15 protein-coding genes are annotated in these 15488 nt (G+C 62.4%); 5 read left to right on the forward strand and 10 right to left on the reverse strand.

Annotated features, from left to right (window positions below):
* Positions 1 to 34 precede the first annotated feature (34 nt).
* The 5 genes from VJX68_RS02700 to VJX68_RS02720 form a co-directional block, all read right to left on the reverse strand.
* Complete coding sequence (locus VJX68_RS02700) at positions 35 to 2401, reverse strand: TonB-dependent receptor (RefSeq protein WP_324094104.1); 2367 nt, start codon at positions 2399 to 2401, stop codon at positions 35 to 37.
* A 161-nt stretch (positions 2402 to 2562) separates the two neighbouring features.
* On the reverse strand, positions 2563 to 2898 hold the full coding sequence (locus VJX68_RS02705) for a hypothetical protein (RefSeq protein ID WP_324094105.1): 336 nt from the start codon (positions 2896 to 2898) through the stop codon (positions 2563 to 2565).
* Positions 2899 to 3074: 176 nt separating this feature from the next.
* Complete coding sequence (locus VJX68_RS02710) at positions 3075 to 4571, reverse strand: amidase (protein WP_324094106.1); 1497 nt, start codon at positions 4569 to 4571, stop codon at positions 3075 to 3077.
* Between the two features lie 25 nt (positions 4572 to 4596).
* Positions 4597 to 5610 (reverse strand): LLM class flavin-dependent oxidoreductase, encoded by a 1014-nt coding sequence (locus tag VJX68_RS02715; protein WP_324094107.1) that lies wholly within the window; start codon positions 5608 to 5610, stop codon positions 4597 to 4599.
* A 4-nt stretch (positions 5611 to 5614) separates the two neighbouring features.
* Entirely contained in the window at positions 5615 to 6082 is a 468-nt protein-coding gene (locus tag VJX68_RS02720) for a YybH family protein (RefSeq protein ID WP_324094108.1), read from the reverse strand.
* Positions 6083 to 6203: 121 nt separating this feature from the next.
* Here VJX68_RS02720 and VJX68_RS02725 point away from each other — a divergent pair, with 121 nt between their 5' ends.
* The 5 genes from VJX68_RS02725 (at position 6204) to VJX68_RS02745 (ending at position 10677) form a co-directional block, all read left to right on the forward strand.
* Positions 6204 to 7064, forward strand: coding sequence for an MBL fold metallo-hydrolase (locus tag VJX68_RS02725; protein WP_324094109.1), 861 nt, complete (start codon positions 6204 to 6206; stop codon positions 7062 to 7064).
* Positions 7065 to 7071: 7 nt separating this feature from the next.
* Positions 7072 to 7743 (forward strand): polysaccharide deacetylase family protein, encoded by a 672-nt coding sequence (locus tag VJX68_RS02730; RefSeq protein WP_324094110.1) that lies wholly within the window; start codon positions 7072 to 7074, stop codon positions 7741 to 7743.
* Positions 7740 to 8087 (forward strand): hypothetical protein, encoded by a 348-nt coding sequence (locus VJX68_RS02735; protein ID WP_324094111.1) that lies wholly within the window; start codon positions 7740 to 7742, stop codon positions 8085 to 8087. The genes VJX68_RS02730 and VJX68_RS02735 overlap by 4 nt, the downstream gene beginning before the upstream one ends.
* Positions 8088 to 8255: 168 nt before the next feature.
* On the forward strand, positions 8256 to 10058 hold the full coding sequence (locus VJX68_RS02740) for an OPT family oligopeptide transporter (RefSeq protein WP_324094112.1): 1803 nt from the start codon (positions 8256 to 8258) through the stop codon (positions 10056 to 10058).
* 13 nt (positions 10059 to 10071) lie between these two features.
* Positions 10072 to 10677: a hypothetical protein gene (locus tag VJX68_RS02745; protein WP_324094113.1), complete on the forward strand. Its 606-nt coding sequence runs from the start codon at positions 10072 to 10074 to the stop codon at positions 10675 to 10677.
* 8 nt (positions 10678 to 10685) lie between these two features.
* On the opposite strand, the gene sixA is transcribed toward VJX68_RS02745, so the two are convergent.
* From sixA to VJX68_RS02770, 5 genes are read right to left on the reverse strand one after another with little or no spacing between them, the layout of a single operon-like run.
* The gene (gene sixA, locus VJX68_RS02750; protein ID WP_324094114.1) at positions 10686 to 11186 is read right to left on the reverse strand and encodes a phosphohistidine phosphatase SixA; all 501 of its coding nucleotides are present in this window, start codon (positions 11184 to 11186) and stop codon (positions 10686 to 10688) included.
* Positions 11183 to 12259, reverse strand: a complete 1077-nt coding sequence (locus VJX68_RS02755) for a CHAD domain-containing protein (protein ID WP_324094115.1) — start codon at positions 12257 to 12259, stop codon at positions 11183 to 11185. The genes sixA and VJX68_RS02755 overlap by 4 nt, the downstream gene beginning before the upstream one ends.
* A 4-nt stretch (positions 12260 to 12263) precedes the next feature.
* Positions 12264 to 13019, reverse strand: a complete 756-nt coding sequence (locus tag VJX68_RS02760) for a dTMP kinase (protein WP_324094116.1) — start codon at positions 13017 to 13019, stop codon at positions 12264 to 12266.
* On the reverse strand, positions 12994 to 13860 hold the full coding sequence (locus tag VJX68_RS02765) for a dTMP kinase (protein ID WP_324094117.1): 867 nt from the start codon (positions 13858 to 13860) through the stop codon (positions 12994 to 12996). Before VJX68_RS02765 ends, VJX68_RS02760 begins: the two co-directional genes overlap by 26 nt.
* Entirely contained in the window at positions 13797 to 15311 is a 1515-nt protein-coding gene (locus tag VJX68_RS02770) for a Ppx/GppA phosphatase family protein (protein WP_324094118.1), read from the reverse strand. The genes VJX68_RS02765 and VJX68_RS02770 overlap by 64 nt, the downstream gene beginning before the upstream one ends.
* Between the last annotated feature and the right edge of the window lie 177 nt (positions 15312 to 15488).

Here is a 15488-nt window from a genome sequence, read left to right on the forward strand (position 1 = left end):
CTAACGATCTGACGCCTGATGCGCGAGTTGCGTTTCATGGCGTCTGCGCGCTCGCGGACTTTGTGAACGGTAGTTCCCATTTTATCCCGCCGTATAACGCCCGGCGCGGGCCGTATTGGTCGGCAAACACTCCGATACCGGTGCCATTTCGGACCAGGTACGTGTGATCGGCGAGATTCACGATCGCGGTGCGAAATTCGAGCGCGCCGCCATTGTTGGGCAGCGGTAGGCGCCTGGTGATGCCCGCGTCCACCTGGATATAGAATGGCAAGTTTCCGGTATTCGCGAAGCCGCTTCTCAAACCGCTGCCGTATATTGCATCGACGCTGAACATCCATCCGCGCCAGTTGTAAACGGCGCCGGAGGAATTAGTGAACGTCTGGTCGTGATCCAGAAACACGTAATGACTGCTGATGTAGCTGAGCTCCGCCGGCGTGAAGTTGAACTGCCCCGACACCACCTGCGTCCCCTGCGCAACGCTGTAGGCGAAGTTGTCGTAGGCGTAAAAACTCTCGTGAGTGTATGAACTCGTGAACTCGACTCCCCAAACGCGTCCCTTGTTGTAGTTGAAGGTCTCGAAGATAAGCGCCGGTCCGAACTGCCCTTCGTCGATCAGATCGGACGCCTTCTTATAATAGGAGTCGATGCCGACGTTCAGGCCGGGAAGTATGTCCTGGGTCACTCCCGCATCAAACAGATGGTCGCGCTCGACCGTCGGCGTGCTGTTGCCTTTGGATGCGGGCGCGCCGGTGGTGTGCTCGAAGGCGGCGATCGAGGTGGTCGACACCAGCTCGGTCGGCGGCGGCGTGAATTGGCGCGCGTAACCCGCGTGGAGAGTCGTGCCCTTGAACAGCTTGTACTCCGCCGCGATACGCGGGCTGGCCTGGTCCGCCCGCACGAGGCCGTCGTAGAGGTCGAAGCGGACGCCGTAGTTGATAGTCAGTTTCTCGGTCATCTTCCGTTCGTCTTGCAGGTAGCCGCTGTAGATCCAGGACTGCAGCGCGAGGTTGTCAGTTATCGAGGTGGGGACAGGTGACGATTGGACGCCACCGACCGCGGGAAACGCCGACTCATGATTGTCGATCTCGGCGCGCTCTGCGTCGAAATATCCGCCCAGCCGAAACGTATGATTAGTCAGTCCGTGATACGCGGTATCGAGCTGAAAGCCGTTGCCCCAGTCGCTACGGAAAACTCTCGACGCGGCGCCGTTATAGATCAGATCGCCGGTGTGGTCGGGATCGAAGGTGACGGTCGAGTAACGGCTGAACGGCGCGATCTGATAATCGAAATTCGATCCAACTGTTCCCTGCAACGCCAGCACGTTGAAGTAATTCTGCTCGAACTGGTTATCGCGCACTTTCGCCGACGGATAGACCGGCACTCCTTGCAGCGCGAAGACCTGCGGCTGATTCGGATTCGCGGGAATCTGAAAATGATTGATCGCGCTTCCCGTGATCAGACTCAGCCGCGTCGTGGGACTTATCAGGTACTCAAAGTAGCCGAAGCCCGAGCCCTGATTGCTCGTATCGTGAATCGCCGTCGGCCCCGAAGTCGGGGGCTCGAGTCCCCGATCGGTGCCCAGGTATTGCCCCGTCATGAAGTAGCTGAAGTTGCCCTTCGAGCCGCCGTACTCGAAGCTCGGCTGGGTGGTCCCGCGCTGCCCGCCGTAGAAATCGACGTCGGCCAGGTTGTCGAGCAAACCGTCCTTGGTCTTGATATCGACGATGCCGGCGGTGCGGAGCCCGTACTGCGCCGGCAACGCGCCCGTCAGCAGGCTGATCGATTGGGCGAACCGCGGACTGAGCGCCTGCCCGAAGCCCGTGATGCCCTCCGGCAACTGGATACCGTTGATCCGGTACTGCAGATCGGCGTGGTCTCCGCGCACGTGGATCTGTCCGTACGAATCCTGCGCGACGCCCGGCGCCTGCAGAATCACCTGGTTCAATGACGTGTTCGAGCCTTGGGGCAATTGCTGGATCGCCTGCGCGGTGAAGGTGTATTTGCTGCCGCCGGTGTCCGGCGACAAGGAGTTGCGCGATTTGTTCAGCCGCTTCGCCGCCACGGCCAGGCTGACCGACTTTTCCGCTTCCATCGCAACCACCACCGGCGCGGCGCCCCTGGCCGAGACCGTCACGATCGCGGTCACCGTCTTGAATCCATCTTTGGTCGCCACGACGGCGTAGACGCCGCGTCGCAGCAGGTTGAAGGAAAACTCACCGGCATCGTTGCTCGAAGCATGAGCGACGACGCGCCCGTTCGAGCCCTGGATCGCCAGCGCCGCCTGCTTGATCGGTCTGCCGAGCGCGTCCTTCACCACGCCGGTGACTCGATATTTCGTGGTCGTCGAGGGCTTCAAATTAGCCGCAGCCGCCGGCGCGCAAATAGCCAGTTGAATAGCCACTTGAAACAGGATCCCGCCAAGCGAGATCCGCGAAAATAAACTACTTCGCATCGCAAACTCCGGTAACGCTCAAGCTCTCCCCTCCCGCGCCTTCCAGACGCGAGCGGCGCCGCGCGAATCAATCGCGCGCACCAAAGAAATCGGATGTCTCGAAAGGGGATTTAGAGCGCGACAGGCGGAGCGCGCACGCGCGCGGCCGAAAACACCGGCGACTCGGAGCGGATCGGCGCGACGAGCGATATCGTCCCGGCTATGGCCGGCCCCCGCGCAACCGTCGTTGCCGCGGTGACCGAGCCGGGCGAATGCAATGCGAGCTGACAAACGGGACAGAATCCAGGGTCGGCGCTGAGCTGCGCGGCCGAGACACCGTCGCGAGAAGCCGCGCCCTCATGAAAATGAGCGGCGCCAACAATCTGCGAGATGAGCAGCAGCGCCGCGCCGAACATCGCTACAGCGCGTGCCGCTGTCCTGCCGCTCCTATGAAATCTGGATATCATCAAATCTTCCGGCTCGGCAAATGGCGCCGGATTCCATCTCCGATCGAGCCTGCCGCTTGGCAACCAGATGTGTCAAGCGCACTGCAGCCTGCCGCAGTTATCCTGATCGCAGCGAATGGACGCGAAACCCGCGGCGGGTTTTTCGCATTCAATCAAGTGGTTTACGCTTCCCCCTCTCACCCCCGCCGCCAATCGACGTTCTGCTCGTACGCATACGCAATCTTCAGCGGCGTCGAATCGTCAAAATGCCGCCCGACGATCATCAACCCGACCGGAAGCCCGTTGGATTTCGCACACGGCACGCTTACCGCCGGATGCCCCGTGATATCGAACGGCGCCGTATTGGTGATCATCGAGTAGGGCGCCTGCGCGTCAAGGCGACGCGCCTTCATCGGTGTCGACGGCATCACGAGCGCGTCGTACTCCTCGAGCGCCGCGTCGTATTTTGCCGTCAGCACCGGACGATAGCTCTGCACCTTTGCATAGTACTTTCCGTGATAGCGCTCGCGCATGAGGTCGCCGTACACCAGCATGAACTTGACCGTCAGCGCGAGATTGTTCGCCCGTTCCGGAAAGTGCTGTCCGAAATGCGTGGCGAGTTCCGGCATGTACGCGCCCGTATGATGCGTTCCTTGCAAATTGGTCCGCGCGAGCATCGCCATCCCCTCCGGTACTATCGCGTAGATCAGGTCGGACGCGTCGCGATGCGCCGGAATTGAAATCTCAGTTGCCCGCGCGCCGATTTTACCGAGCGCCGCGACCGCGCGATTCACCGCGGCGTTCACGTCGGCCTCGGCTCCCGCTTGCGCAAAGCCCTCGCGCACGACTCCCAGCTTGGTTCCATCGAGCGACTTGCCGAGCGCCTCGCGATACGGCGCTGTGGTGACTTCGCGCTGGCGCGGATCAAGCGGATCCTTGCCGGCGATCACTTCGAGCAGCAGAGCAACGTCGCTCACGCTGTTAGCCATCGGCCCGACGTGATCGAGTGTCGGGTCGATACTCATCACTCCCGTGTATGGGACGAGGCCGTAGGTCGGCTTGATGCCAACTACGCCCGACCACGACGCGGGAATTCTGATCGAACCACCCTGGTCGGTGCCAATAGTCAGGTCGATATCGTCATAATAGAGCGCCGCCGCCGAGCCGCACGACGAACCGCCCGCGCAGTACTCAGGATCGTGCGGATTGCGCGCCGGTCCGTAAAAGCTGGTGCGGCCGTCGCCCGACAGCGCGAAGTCATCCATGTTCAGCGTCGCTACGATTTCCGCGCCCGCGTCGAGCATCCGCGCAACGATCGTCGCGTCGCTCGCGGCCACGTGGCCCTTTAGCACCGACGACCCGCCGCTCGCCGGAATTCCAGCCACGCACACGCTGTCCTTCACTCCCACGCGCTTGCCCTTGAGCGGACCGCGGGCAGCGCCCTTGACGCTGCATCGCGTGACGATCGCGTTCAGCGGATCGTCCTTGGGCGACGGGCGCACGCCGGCCTTGCGCTCGCGATAACGCGTGAGCGATTCCTGCGGCGCCACAGTGATCGCATCGATCTGCTCGAGGATCGCCATCTGCGCGGGCATCATGCTTTCCAACGCCGCGAGTTCTTCGGCCGTCAGCTCGATATGATTGGCGCGCGCGATTCTCCTCAGTTCTTCTGCGCTTGGAACTTCGAATGACATCGTCGAGTCCTCGTCGTTCGATCACTCACGTGAAATAAGGAATCAGGTGCTTATGCGCATCGTCCATCGTCTGCTGCGGCGGTACGCCCGGCACCTCGAAGAAGACCGGCGCCGTCATCCCTGCTTCGAGCAGGCGTGCCAGATTCTCACGGCAACGCGCGGGGCTGCCCGCGATCGTAAAGGTATCCAGCATCTCGTCAGTCACCATGTCCACCGGCACTTTCCCTCGCGCGAAACTCGCGCCGAACGCGCGAATCGTGTCGGCCGGCAATCCCGCCGCCGCGAAGATCGGCGTATTCGGCTGCGGCGCCATCAGCGAGATAAAAAACGCGACGAGCGGACGCAGGCGGTCGCGCGCGGCGCGCTCGTCCTCCGAGATCGACGACAGGATATACGCGCCGACCGGGAAATCGCGCGCGTCACGCCCCGACTTGGCGAGCCCGCGCCGCACATGCTCCATCGCAAACTTCACGTACGCCGGCGACGACATCACGCTTAGCAGCAATCCGTCGGCCACCTCGCCCGTTAGCTCGCAATTCTTCGGGCCGATCACGCCGAGATGAATCGGAATCTCGGCGCGCACCGGTTTGAAGCTCAGCTTGATTCGCTCGGTCTGAAACACCTTTCCAGAGTATGTGACCTCTTCACCACGAAAGACTCGCCGGATGATCTCGATACTCTCGCGCATCGCCATGGTCGGCTTTGTGTACGGAATTTTCAGCCGGCCCTCGATCCAGTCTTTGAGTCCCGCGCCGATTCCAAGGATTGCGCGTCCGTCCGAGACTTCGTCGAGCGCGGCGAATTCCATCGCGGTCAACGCGGGATGCCGTAAGTATGGATTCACGACGCCGAGTCCAATCTTGATCTTCGAGGTGCCGCACGCGACCGCCGAGCCGAGCGTGAACGCGCCGCGGTAGAACGGATCCTCGGGCACCCACAACGTCCCGAAGCCTAGTTCTTCGGCGCGCTTGGCGTGCGCGACAAACTCGCGCGGGTGCGGGCTTTCGAAACCGACGCCGAATTCACGAACTTTGACCATCGCTCTATCCCTCGTTCTCGAAAGCCATTCGCGGACCTTGCGAGCACCACGAAAAGTGGCAATGCCACATCTTCCAGACCGGCTTGCCCTTGTCGTCCTCGCGCACGTACACCTCGGTGCTGCGGAACTTGCCGCTGCCCGGCAGCGGCTTGCCATCTGCGAGCGTGATTGTGAAATCGGCCTTACTCGAGAGCCAGCCCACGTCGCCGCGGACCCGCACGCGCAGGTCTTCATCCTCGCCCAGCGTCGCGCTCGCTTTCGACTTGGCCAGCCACTCCCACAGCGTCGCCCACTCTTCGATCCCGTCGTAGGCAAAGCCGTTGAGGTTCCATCCGAAGAACTTGTCGCCACCGACGAACGCGTCGCGCATCATCGGGATGCTCCCCGTGCGATTTGCCTTCACCCATAGATTGTGCAGCCGCACGATCTCGTCGATATCCTTCTGCGGGCCTTCGCCGCGAATTTTTGCCATCTCGATTTCCTCCGTTGGGTGCGTTCGTACGCGAGTAGCTATACCTCACTTCGTACCGAACATTCACGCTTGGCGAATCTTCGAAGTTCGGGCTAAGTTGGCGTGACGCAGGAGGATCGTGATGAACCAGTTCAAAGTCGGCGACGTCAAGATAACCCGGATTATCGAGAGCGAGGCGCCATGGCCCGGCACCTGGCTCCTGCCGGACGCCACCGGCGACAACGTCAAGAAGGAAGCCGACTGGCTCTATCCAACTTTCTCGGACGAGAAGGGCAAGCTCCGCATGAGCATCCACGCGCTGGTGATCGAGTCGCAGGGCAAGCGCATCATCGTCGACACCTGCATCGGCAATGAGAAGGTTCGTTCCAACCCGGCATGGAGCAATCTGAAGCTGCCGTTCCTGAGCGACCTCGAAAAGGCCGGTCACACGCGCGACAACATCGATCGCGTCATCTGCACGCATCTGCACGTCGACCACGTGGGCTGGAACACGATGCTCAAGGACGGCAAGTGGGTGCCGACATTCCCCAACGCGCGGTACCTGATCGGCGGCACCGAATGGGATTACTGGTCGCACTTTGACGGCAAGGACGCGCGCGATCCGGTCGAAGATTCGGTGCGTCCGGTCGTCGAAATCGGGATGGCCGACTTGATCGACTCGAATTTCCGCGTCACCGACGAGGTATGGCTCGAGCCGACGCCCGGCCACACCCCGGGTCATCACAGTGTGAGGATTTCGTCGAAGGGTCAGGAAGCCGTCATAACCGGCGACCTGATGCATCACCCGATTCAATGCAAATATCCTGATTGGGACGATAGTTTCGACTCCGACCTCGCGATGGCGAAGAAGACGCGGCGCGCGTTCTGCGAGAAATACGCGGACACCAACGTCGTCGTCTTCGGGACACATTTCGCGACCCCTTCGGCCGGGAAGATCTCGAAGAGCGGCGATTCGTTCAGGTTCACGGCGGCCAAAGAATAGAAACCTCATGGGTCAGGTTGCGCTTTCGTTCGATAACGGCCCCGATCCTGCGGTGACGCCGATTGTGCTAGACGTGCTCGCGCGCCGCGGAGTGAAGGCGTCGTTCTTCGTGCTCGGAACGAATCTCGCGTCGGCGGATAGGATGAGGCTGGCGCAGCGAGCGGCGGCCGAGGGACATCGAATCGGCAATCATTCGTTCACGCATCGCATTCCGCTGGGCGACGACCCGGCGGCTGACGCCGTCGATTCGGAGATCGCGAAGACCGAGAATTTGATCGGCGCGCTGGCCGAGAGTCCCAAACTGTTTCGCCCTTTTGGCGGCGGCGGCAAGATCGGGCCGCATCTGCTGAGCCGAGCCGCCGTCGATCACCTGGTCGCCAACCGCTACACCTGCGTGCTGTGGAATTGCGTGCCCGAGGATTGGATCGATCAGGACGCGTGGGTCGATCGCGCGCTTCTCGACGCCTCGACGCGCGAGCATACGCTGGTGGTGATGCACGACATCCTGCCGCGCGCGATGAGCCATCTCGATCGCTTCATCGGCGCGCTCGTTGACGCGGGCCATCGCATCACGCACGAGTTCCCCACCGAATGTGTGCCGATCGAACGCGGAGAGATCCTCCGCGACATCTCGGGATTCGTGTCTTCCGCGCCAGTGTCTGGTAGCCTGAATACATGACTACGCACTTCCGCACGCGCCGCACGGTTGTACCTGTGATTGTCGGTGCGATCCTTTTGTCCGCTGCGTCCGCATTCGCGTCTGACCTAGGCTCGCTGCTCAACAACAAACCAAAAGAGCCGGACAAGTTCGCCGTCATCCGCGTCGATAAACTCGCTTCGCTGATGGCCGACCCGAACTCGCGCGTCAACATCTATGACGCGAACGGATGGGGCCTGCGTTCGACCGCCGGCGTAATTCCGGGCGCGCATCTCCTCACCAGCGACGACAAGTATGATGTCGCGAAAGAGCTGCCTCCCAACAAAAGCGCGAAGCTCGTCTTCTACTGCGCTGACCTGCATTGAACGGCGTCGCATGAAGCCGCCCGGCGGGCGGTAGCAGCGGGTTACACCGACGTGAGTGTGATGAGCGACGGCATCCAGGGTTGGAAGCAGGCTGGCAAGCCGGTGGACTACCCGAAGCTCGACGAGTCGAAAAACAGCTAAGGCTTCTCTCGCGCTCACCGCCACTCGATGACATATAGTGTCGGCGTGCAGCGCGACATTCCGACTCCAATTCCTGCGCCGATTCGCGAGCTGACTCCCCGAAGTATTGCGCTTGGCATCGCGCTGGCGCTGATCCTCGGTGCGGCCAATGCGTATCTCGGTTTGTATGCGGGCCTGACCGTGTCCGCGAGCATCCCGGCCGCCGTCATCTCGATGGCGATTCTGCGGATTCTTGGCGGCTCGACTATTCTCGAGAACAACGTGGTGCAAACGATCGCGTCAGCGGGCGAGGCGGTCGCCGCCGGCGCTATCTTCACGTTCCCGGCACTGGTGATTCTTGGCGGTGTCAGAACGCTGCCGTACGTCGAGGTGACGGCGCTATGCGTCGTGGGCGCGACGATGGGCGCACTGCTGGTCGTGTTCCTGCGCCGCGCGTACATCGTCGAAGAACGCCTGCCCTTTCCCGAGGGAGTCGCGTGCGCGCAGGTGCTTCGCGCCGGTGACGCGCAGGCAAACGTTCGGCCGCTCGTAGTCGGCGGGTTGATCTCGGCGGCTCTCAAAGCGCTCCAGGACGTCGCGGGAATTATTCCCGGTGCGGTCTCGGGCGCGCGATGGGTCGGCAGCGCGGCGATAGCAGGGTCGCTCGATATATCCGCGGCGCTGCTCGGCGTCGGCTACATCATAGGAATCAGGATCGCGGCGCTGGTGTTCGCGGGCGGCGCGTTCGCGTGGCTGGTTGCGATTCCCTTCCTCACTGCGTTTCACGCTGGCGGAACCCGCGACGCCGCGACGGCCGCGCAGCAACTTTGGAGCGGACAGGTGCGCTATCTCGGCGTTGGCGCGATGCTCACCGGCGGAATCGTGACGCTCTGGAAGTTGCGCACACGCATCGCATCCGCAATCGCCGACAGCATCCGCGTCGTGCGCTCGACGCAATCGGTCGCAACGGCGCGCGAGGACACCGATCTTTCCGCGCGCGCAGTGCTGACCGCGGTGGCGCTCTGCGTTCCCGTAATCTTCGCCATCTGCCTCGGGCTGAGCGGAAGTGTCGCGCTCAGTGCGGCACTCGCAGTTCTGCTGACGCTGATCTGTTTTTTCGCGACGGCTATCGCCGGCTACCTGACCGGGATCGTCGGCGCGTCGAACAATCCGGTCTCGGGTGTCACGGTCATCGTATTGCTTGCCGTCGCGCTGTTTCTGAAATTAGTCGGCGTGTCGCAGAGCGTGGGACCGCAACTGGCGATTCTTTCCGGTGCGATCGTATGCACGGCGGCCGCGATGGCGGGGGACTCGACGCACGACCTCGCGACCGGCTTTCATGTCGGCGCGACGCCGCGCTCGCTGGAGATAGGAGTGCTGGTCGGCGCGATCGCTTCGTCATTTCTGATGGCGCCGATTCTGAACCTGCTAATCGCCGGCTACGGGATCGCGGGCACTGCGACCGCGCGCGCGGGTGCGCTGGCCGCTCCGCAGGCGTTTCTGATGGCGAAGGTGACGCAGGGAGTTTTCCACGGCGGGTTGCCGCTCGGTACGATTGCAATCGGCGCGGCGCTCGCGGCGATTCTTGGATTCACCGATCGCTACCTGGAAAGGAGCGGATCGAAATGGCGCACGCCGATCATGCCGGCCGCTATCGGTCTGTATCTTCCGTTCGGACTCAGCGTCGCGATTTTTATCGGCGCGCTCGCGCATTCGTCTTTTGGCTCCAAAGATGAGGCCGAGACCGGACCCGGTATTCTGCTCGCGGCCGGTCTGGTGGCGGGCGAGGCGCTGATGGGCGTTGCGAGCGGCGCGATGGTTACGGCGGGAATCAAGCTGCCCATTTTCTGACAGGAGAATTAAAATGCGACTGATCGTCATAACATCGCTGGCCTTCATGATGACTTTCTTCCCTGCGGAGGTTGGGGCGCAGGTGCCGGTTAGTCCTTTGATCGTGGCGCAGACCAGCGTGATTCGGTTCATGCCGGCGGTTCCCAGCGGCGATGTGCGCGAGGGTTCGTGCTGGACTGAATCGATCGCTGTTACTCGATCTGGGGCATGGCGATGCACCGTGGGCAACGCGATCAGCGATCCATGTTTCACCGTGCCGGCGAATCATGATGAGCTTGTTTGCGATGCTGACCCGGCGCTTAAGACCGACGGCTTTGTTTTGAAGCTGACGAAGCCTTTGCCCAGGTCCTCCCGACCCGATCGGAAAGCGGAACCCTGGGTATTTCGGTTGGCGGACAATTCGATCTGCGAGGCGATGACCGGGACGTTGTCGCCGGTTAACGGCGAGCCCGCGCAATGGGCATGCGCGATTCATATCCGCGATCAGGTCCGGCCGTCGGGACTCGTGACGGCGCTGACGCCGGGGAAAATCTGGATCGCCGACAAGTTCCCGCAGAGCGCGATCGGCAAGCAGGGAGTCGAACCGGAAAAGGTACCAGTGAAGGTGGTGTGGGAATGAGCGCGCCGCTATTTGCGCATCGTGCGGAGTTGGCGGTGGGTTAGCATCCAGCGCAGCTCTCCGCCGCCGCGTTCGAAACGGGCCGGCAGGTCGATCGCGATACAGCTGCCGGTTTTCAGCTTGAAATGAGCTACGTCGCCGGCGCCGGTTAGCAGGATCGATGCGACCGCGCTTAGTTGCGGCTCGTGGCCTACGATCATCACGTCTTCATGCTTTGAAAATGCGCGCAACGCGGTCACCGCGTCGGCGGCGGGCACGCCGGTCGCGAGTGCGGGGAGGACCTGTGGCGGCGGCGTATTCTCGTAGGCGGCCGAGACGATCTCAGCAGTTTCGGCGGCACGTGCGAGTGGACTGGTCAGGATCACATTGAATTTCAGACCCATGGCGCGCAGGCCCGCGGCGGCTCCGCGCATTTTTTCCTTCGAGCGTTCCGTGAGCTTGCGGGCGCCGTCGTCGCCGCTCGAGGCAGCCTCTTCGGCGGTGGCGTGACGCAGAATATATAGCCTCATGCGATTGTTTCCGTGGCGGAGTGCGAGTTCATCGAATTGTTATTGGAGGGCGGGTGTTCGGTCTCAATGCGCGATTGATCCAGCGGCACGGATTCTCTCGCATCTGCTGCGGCCGAGCTAGTGACGGCCATCAGGTTCAGCCTGCCGGCTTGACGCATTTCCTCCAGCGTATCGCGCATCGCGTCGGAACGCTCGAATCGCCGCCACGCTTTCATGCATCGGCGCCGCAATTTATTCTCGCGGCTGCCGAGCGACTGAATCAAGGCGCCGGCGGCGACTATCGTTCTGGGCGGCGCGCCGGATGTCTCCGCATACGACAAGAGCCAGGCAGCCGCCACCGTGACGTCGTGATAGAGTCCCAGCGTTTCCTGCAGCTCCTCAAGCCGCGCCAGGGTTTTCTTATGCCGCTTGGCGCCGAGCGGCGCCATCATCTCGAGCTCATAGCGCAGCCGCTTGAGACGAACGCGGAGCTTGTGGAAGACGAGCGCCGGAGCATCGTCAGCAAGTCTTTTTCCAAAACGCGATGCGCCGCGCGTCGCGGGCCTGATCAATTGCGCGGCGACAAGCCCGAGCCTGCGGTCGGCGCCGACTTTCTTGATGGCCGGATGCAATAGTTTCGAAAGCAGGCTGCGATAGCGTTTCGACTCGAGCAGCTCGCACAGCTTCGCGAATTCGGATTTGCGCCGTTCGCCGAGCGCCACGATTATCGGAGCGATCGCATCCTTCAGATCGAGATCGATTTTCGCGGCGCGCGCCGTAATCAATTCCGACGTCACGTCGCATTCGCGCACTTCTCCGGCCTGGGCGCCGAGCCATGGAATGTCGCGCCGGTAGATCTTGAGCTGCGCGGCGTAGATGACGGTTGAGAACAAATCGATCGTAGCGCGCAGACGCCGGGTGGCGACGCGGAGTTGATGCAGCGGCTCTGCCTCGCCTGACTCCGCCGCATTTTGATGCCGCAACAGCGATTCCGCGCCGAACGTGATCGCCTTGCGCGCAGCGTCTGCGACTGTCTCTCCGGGGAAAAACGCAACCCTGCGCGGCGGCGCATCGGAGCGCGACTCATCTACCACCGTGCTATTCCTTGCGCGATACGCCGTTGTCGCCGGACTCGGGACGCGGCTTGCCGTTGGCGCCGGACAAATATTCCGCGATGTGCTTGCGAAGCTCGCCCTGGAGCTCCTCGATCGGAAGGCGCGCATCGACGGAGACGAAGCCGAACTCGCTGGACAGGCGCCGGTACTCGTCTATAAGGCGGCTCTGGTAGCGCTCGAACGAATCAAACAGGTCGGTGCCGAGCGCGAGATGCATCCCGGATTCCCAGTAGTCCATCCCCTTGCCCATGATGACGCGCGGTATGAGTGACTCGACGTCGATGTCGAGGTAGAGGACGAGGTCGGGCACGAGCGCCATGCCGAACACCTCGCGCGTCCAATCCGGGTCGGCCCCCATCACGGAGTTGCGCGCGAACGCGGTGTACATGTAGCGATCGGCGATCACGATGAAGCCTGCCTGCAGCGCCGGCAGGATTTCGTGCTCGAGGCGATCGGCAAAATCCGCGGCGTAGAGCAGCGAGAAGGTCGTGACCGTGAGCTGATGTCCGGCCTTGGCCTCGTTGATGGTCTCGGATAGCAGCGGCGAGCGTGTCCATCCGGTGTTGCTGACGGCGTAGCCTTCGAGTTCGAGCCACGGGCGCAGCAGCTCGATTTGCGCGGAGCGGCCGACACCGTCGGTACCCTCGATCGCGATCAAATGGCCGGGCAGTCGCTTTTTCGCGATGTACGGCAGTCCGTGCCCGTACCATGCCTTAGCGTGGCTGCGATGCGGCGCCATTTTTTCCGTTCGCTCGATTGAGGTCGTAGTCGCGAAGAATTTCCTGGACCATCGTGCGCACGACCCGCTGCTGATTTGGGATCTCGGCGGTTGCGTCGATAGGACGCATCCCGAACTCGGTCGTCAGTTGGTCGTAAATTTCGAGCACGCGGCTCTGGAACATGCGGAAGCTCTCGACCGGATCGGCCGACAGACCGACATCCATGCCGGCCTCGTGGTACTTGAGCTTGGCGCGTCCCGACAGCAGGCGTTCGAGCGAGATGTCGATCGGCACGCGGAAGTAGAGCGTCAAATCGGGGCGCAGCGCGGGGCTGTAAACCGAGCGGACCCAATCCGGATGCACGCCGCGGGCGACGTCACGCGCGAAGGCGGTGTACACGTAACGATCGGCGAGCACGATCATGCCGGCCTTCAGCGGCGGCAGGATCTGATAGGTCAGCCGATCGGCGAAGTCCACTGCGTGCAGCAGCGAGAATGTCGTCGGCGTGAGCAGATTCTTTTTCTTGCCACGTTGCATCGAGCGCCGCACCAGCCGCGACGAATTCCACTCGGTGAAATGCACGGGGTAGCCGCGCGCGCGGAGCCATCGCTCGAGTAGCAGCAGTTGCGTCGATTTGCCCGAGCCGTCGATTCCCTCGACACAGATCAAACGTCCCTTATAGGGATGCGGAGTTTCGAGCAGGGTCTTGGGTGCGGCGCGTGTCGCGGACTTGGCGCCGATCGAGGATGGAGTAACGTGACCGTTGGGCGAGGGTGAAGGTGCGGCGGCCGGCAGCTCTAGCGCTGCAGTACCACCTGCCGATCCAGCAGTCTCGATAACAGGTCTGTTCTTCTCTCGCATGTCCACAGTTCGAGGTCGGCCTTTTCGCGCTTCGAATCGACTCCGACGATCACACGGCCCGGAGAGTACCTGACCTCGATATTCTTAACCACACCGAAGTGGCTTCGATCCAGCGCGTCAGCGACACGCAAAATCGCGGCGAGGCCCCTTACGACACGGCGCTTGGCGGGGCTGAGCGATTTCAAATCCGGCGAATCGAGCTTGGGGGCCTGCTTGCGATGCCCGCGAGCCGCCTGCGCGATGACCTCGATTTCGTCAGTGTCGAAGCCGAACAACTCCGCATTCTTAATCAGGTAGTAAGAATGGCGATTGTGCCGGTCATGATCAATCGCGTGGCCCACATCATGCAATAAAGCCGCGAATTCAAGGAGTTCTCGCGAGGACTTCGGCAGGCCCAAAACGGGCGCGGTCGCGTCGAACAGCTTCAGCGCAAGCTTCGCGACCTGCTTGCCGTGCTCGTTACTACCGGCGAATCGAGTGGCCAGGGCGCCGACCGAGCGGCGTCGGGCGTCGGCGGCGGAGCGCGAATCGATCTTGTGCGCGAGGCCCAGTAGCACGCCCTCGCGCAGCGCCCAGGTGCATGCGACAAGTTCGGGCGAGCCGGATTTTTTCAAAATGAAGTTCACGAGCGTGGCAGCGGCGGGCATCAGGTCAACGCGCTTGGCATCCATGCCGGGGAGATCGACGCGGAGCGCGGCGTTGGCCTCGACGAGGTCGCGCGACAAATCGGAAATCTCGCCGGCCGAGGCCGTCGCGCCATGCAGGCGGCCCAGCTCTTCGCCGCGCGAGGATCGCGCCATCGCGACGAGCGTGTTGATCGTGCCTGACGTTCCGATCGCGCGGACCACGCCTGCGCGCTTGGCCTTGCGCATCAGCGGGCCGATCGCGCGTTCGAGATGCGCTTCGAGCTTGGCCAATTGCGCCCGCGTCGGCGGGTCGTCGAGGAGAAAGCGCTCGGCCAGGCGCACCGCACCAAGCTTCACGCTGCGCATCCACAGCGGCTTACCGTCGCGCACCAGCACCAGTTCCACGCTGCCACCGCCAACGTCGACGAGCAGATGAGGTCCGCCGTCGAGACCCAGCGCATGACGGGCGGCCTGGAAGATCAGGCGCGCCTCGTCGAGTCCGGAGATAACTTCAACCGTCAGCCCTGTCTCGCGCTTGATGCGGCGGATGAATTCGGTACGATTGCGCGCTTCGCGCACCGCACTGGTCGCGACGGCGCGCAAACGATCGACCCGGCGAACCCGCAGCAGTTTTTTGAAATTCACCAGCGCGCGCACCGCCAGGTCCATCGATTCCGTGGTGAGGCGTCCCGTCGTGAATGAGCGCCGGCCCAGACGCACCATCTCTTTGACGCGGTCGACGACTTCGAGGTGACCGTCGCGGCTCACGTCGGCCACGATCATGTGGACGGAGTTGGATCCGACATCAATGGCTCCCAGTCGCATGGATAGAAGGTAACGTCCCAGGCGCTCGATGTCATCCATGTCGCCTCACCTCCGCACCGGCGCGCAGAAAAATTCGCGCAGTCATCCCACAATGATTAGAAGCGAAACGCGTTACGATACGATGAACGGTGGGTGTCGAATTTGTTTACGCGGTATCCTCGCAAACCTCATCGGGTT

The organism is Binatus sp. (SeqCode) (assembly GCF_035272065.1).
Lineage (GTDB): Bacteria > Desulfobacterota > Binatia > Binatales > Binataceae > Binatus.

Excerpts from the sequence above, each read along its gene's own strand:
- VJX68_RS02705 (WP_324094105.1), bottom strand. The coding sequence starts at position 2,898 with ATGATATCCAGATTTCATAGGAGCGGCAGGACAGCGGCACGCGCTGTA.
- VJX68_RS02710 (WP_324094106.1), bottom strand. The coding sequence starts at position 4,571 with ATGTCATTCGAAGTTCCAAGCGCAGAAGAACTGAGGAGAATCGCGCGC.
- VJX68_RS02715 (WP_324094107.1), bottom strand. The coding sequence starts at position 5,610 with ATGGTCAAAGTTCGTGAATTCGGCGTCGGTTTCGAAAGCCCGCACCCG.
- VJX68_RS02720 (WP_324094108.1), bottom strand. The coding sequence starts at position 6,082 with ATGGCAAAAATTCGCGGCGAAGGCCCGCAGAAGGATATCGACGAGATC.
- VJX68_RS02725 (WP_324094109.1), top strand. The coding sequence starts at position 6,204 with ATGAACCAGTTCAAAGTCGGCGACGTCAAGATAACCCGGATTATCGAG.
- VJX68_RS02730 (WP_324094110.1), top strand. The coding sequence starts at position 7,072 with ATGGGTCAGGTTGCGCTTTCGTTCGATAACGGCCCCGATCCTGCGGTG.
- VJX68_RS02735 (WP_324094111.1), top strand. The coding sequence starts at position 7,740 with ATGACTACGCACTTCCGCACGCGCCGCACGGTTGTACCTGTGATTGTC.
- VJX68_RS02740 (WP_324094112.1), top strand. The coding sequence starts at position 8,256 with ATGACATATAGTGTCGGCGTGCAGCGCGACATTCCGACTCCAATTCCT.
- VJX68_RS02745 (WP_324094113.1), top strand. The coding sequence starts at position 10,072 with ATGCGACTGATCGTCATAACATCGCTGGCCTTCATGATGACTTTCTTC.
- sixA (WP_324094114.1), bottom strand. The coding sequence starts at position 11,186 with ATGAGGCTATATATTCTGCGTCACGCCACCGCCGAAGAGGCTGCCTCG.
- VJX68_RS02760 (WP_324094116.1), bottom strand. The coding sequence starts at position 13,019 with ATGGCGCCGCATCGCAGCCACGCTAAGGCATGGTACGGGCACGGACTG.
- VJX68_RS02765 (WP_324094117.1), bottom strand. The coding sequence starts at position 13,860 with ATGCGAGAGAAGAACAGACCTGTTATCGAGACTGCTGGATCGGCAGGT.
- VJX68_RS02770 (WP_324094118.1), bottom strand. The coding sequence starts at position 15,311 with ATGCGACTGGGAGCCATTGATGTCGGATCCAACTCCGTCCACATGATC.